Source organism: Pseudomonas frederiksbergensis (assembly GCF_017114915.1).
In the GTDB taxonomy this organism is placed as follows: Bacteria; Pseudomonadota; Gammaproteobacteria; order Pseudomonadales; family Pseudomonadaceae; genus Aquipseudomonas; species Aquipseudomonas frederiksbergensis_I.
This window is the reverse complement of the sequence record NZ_JAAUOE010000096.1, coordinates 1-2,488: the sequence shown is the minus strand read 5'-3', so window position 1 is coordinate 2,488 and position 2,488 is coordinate 1. Positions and strand designations below refer to the sequence as shown.

Sequence of the window (2,488 nt, the reverse complement as noted above, 5' to 3'; positions counted from 1 at the left end):
GCCAGCCAGACGGGACAACTATTCGAACAAAATGGCCTTGCGGTTCAGATAGAGGAAATGCATGCCAATCCGGGGACCCGTTTCAAAATCATCCGCAATTCTCGCCTAACCAGCATCCTCGACTACCAAGAGGATTTGGAGGTAACCGAGCGAGGAAAAGAGTCGGGCATTATCGGGTTGGCGCTGGAAAGCACAGATCCGAATCAGGCCATTAAAACACTCAATGAAATCGCCGCTATTTATGTTCGGCAAAACGTAGAACGCACTTCTGCTGAGGCAGCGCAGAGCCTGGCGTTTCTCAAAGAGCAACTTCCGGTGGTCAAGAAGGACCTGGAGAAAGCCGGGAATGCCTTGAATGAATACCAGACGCGCAGCAAGTCCGTGGACATCACGCTCGAAACCAAAGCCATTCTCGATCAGATTGTCGGGCTCGATACCAGCATCTCCGAGTTGAAGCTGCAACAAGCCGAAATGGACCGCAAGTTCACCCGGCAACATCCCGCCTATCGCGCATTATTGACCCAGATCGGTGAGTTGAGCAGCAAGCAGAAAAGTCTGGCGTCCAAGGTGGAGGGCCTTCCCTCCACCCAGCAAGAATTGCTGAACCTTACCCGGGATGTAGAAGTCGGTACGGCCATTTATACCCAGTTGCTGAACAAGTCTCAGGAGCTGGATGTGATGCGCGCGGGGACGGTCGGTAACGTGCGTCTGATCGACACTGCGGACGTCAATTTTTTCAAGCCGGTCAAACCGAAAAAAGCCTTGATTGTACTGATCGCCACAATTCTTGGCGGCTTCCTGGCGGTGGCCCTGGTGCTGGTACGCAAGGCGCTGAACCGGGGATTGGAAAGCCCGGAAGCCATCGAGCAACTTGGGTTGCCGGTCTACGCGTCGATTCCTTACAGCACTCTGCAGAAAACCGAAGAAGACAAAGTCTCCCGCGGACGAGGGCGCTCCGGGGCAGGTACTACGTTGCTGGCCGTCAGCCATCCCACCGATTTGGCAATTGAGGCATTGCGCAGTTTGCGTACCAGTCTGCATTTCGCCATGCATGAGGCCGACAATAACCGCCTGATGATTTCCGGGCCTAGTCCTCAAGTAGGTAAAACGTTCGTATCGGTCAACCTCGCGGTGGTGATAGCGCAAACCGGGTTACGGGTATTGTTGATCGACGTCGACATGCGCAAGGGCTATCTGCACAAAGTGCTAGGTACTTCTGCAGACAATGGGCTTTCCGATATCCTGGCCCGGCGCTGCGATGTGGCCACCGCTATCCATAAGACCGGAATCGACAACTTCGATTTTGTCAGTCGAGGTCAAATCCCGCCCAATCCTTCCGAATTACTGATGCACGCCAACTTCAGCGCGCTATTGGAGCAGGCGAGTCAGCAATACGATCTGGTGATCCTCGATACACCGCCGCTATTGGCGGTGACAGACGCGGCGATCGTCGGACGTCAGTCCGGGACCAATCTGATTGTTACGCGCTATGGCCTGAACCCGGCGAAAGAAATCGAGTTGACGGTCCGCCGGTTCTCCCAGAATGGCGTTGCCATTAAAGGTGCGATTTTTAACGGCGTGGAAAGAAAGGCGTCCAATAAATATGGCTACAGTGATTATGGTTATTACAACTATGCCTATGCCTCCGACAAAAACTGAGTATTGAGCAGATCGCGTCATAAGTTCAGATTTTGACGCGTAGCTATTGTTCTTGAATTCTTATTGTTATTGCTGCACCGGATCATTGGCCAATAGGCATGATCAAACCGATATTTCATAGAGACACTACGTCCTGAGGAAGATGACGAAAAATCCTGGGGCGGTAGCGTGTTCGTTTTAATTGTAGGTTCAATATAGCTTGGGGTGGCAAGACCTGAAATTGTTTATAAGCCATAAATTTGCACGAGTGAGTTTGAGCAAAGGGTTTTTTATGATTCTCCCGTATATTGGTTCTGGGGGAATATNTTTGTAGGTTCAATATAGCTTGGGGTGGCAAGACCTGAAATTGTTTATAAGCCATAAATTTGCACGAGTGAGTTTGAGCAAAGGGTTTTTTATGATTCTCCCGTATATTGGTTCTGGGGGAATATAAATATAGATGGCGAATCACAAGTATTTTTTATCGAAGAAATACCGTTAAAAAGCTGTCTACAAAAATGAAATAGGAAATGTAAGCAGCATTTCATAAGCACGTACATCAATAGGGTCGCTAGAAAGTTTCGAACTTTCCCCGCGCTAACTGGAGATATGAATGAACATAACAGTAATTGGAACCGGTTATGTAGGACTGGTCACTGGCGCATGCTTTGCAGAGATGGGGCACACAGTAGTCTGCGTTGACGTAAACAAGATAAAAGTCGAAAGACTAAAAAATGGAATTATTCCTATATACGAACCCGGTTTGGAAGAAATCGTAGTTAGAAACTACAAAGAAGGCAAACTCCAATTCACTGATTCGTTAGCCGATGGGATGAGTGTTTCTGACATT

General features: G+C 49.1%; 2 protein-coding genes. Both read left to right on the top strand.

Annotated elements, in window-relative coordinates; all coding sequences use genetic code 11:
- The coding region (locus HCU66_RS26840; RefSeq protein ID WP_205891370.1) for a polysaccharide biosynthesis tyrosine autokinase at positions 1-1,659 on the top strand (1,659 nt) is incomplete at its 5' end.
- Between the two features lie 592 nt (positions 1,660-2,251).
- On the top strand, positions 2,252-2,488 hold a 237-nt coding region (locus HCU66_RS26835), incomplete at its 3' end, for a 2-dehydropantoate 2-reductase N-terminal domain-containing protein (RefSeq protein WP_241015714.1).